This is a genomic window from Mesocryomonas lacus (assembly GCF_055730135.2).
In genome coordinates this window covers 1-306 of sequence record NZ_JBUZWE020000076.1, presented here as the reverse complement: position 1 = coordinate 306, position 306 = coordinate 1, and the positions used below count along the sequence as shown (strand labels likewise).

At 63.4% G+C, this 306-nt stretch carries 1 protein-coding gene; it reads right to left on the bottom strand.

All coding sequences use genetic code 11. The annotated features are described in order from the left end of the window. The coding region (locus tag ACZLZY_RS25000; RefSeq protein WP_496253616.1) for a GTP-binding protein at positions 1-306 on the bottom strand (306 nt) is incomplete at both ends.

Sequence of the window (306 nt, the reverse complement as noted above, 5' to 3'; positions counted from 1 at the left end):
ACGCTCGACGCGGCCGGTGACGACGGTGCCACGGCCCGAGATCGAGAACACGTCCTCGATCGGCATCAGGAACGGCATGTTGATCGGACGCTCAGGGGTCGGGATGTACTCGTCGACGGCGGCCATCAGCGCGCGGACGGCGTCCTCGCCGATCACCTTGTTGGAGTCTTCGAGAGCCGCGAGAGCCGAACCCTTGACGATCGGGATGTCGTCGCCCGGATATTCGTACATCGACAGGAGCTCGCGAACCTCGAGCTCGACGAGCTCCAGAAGCTCCTCGTCATCGACCTGGTCGACCTTGTTCAA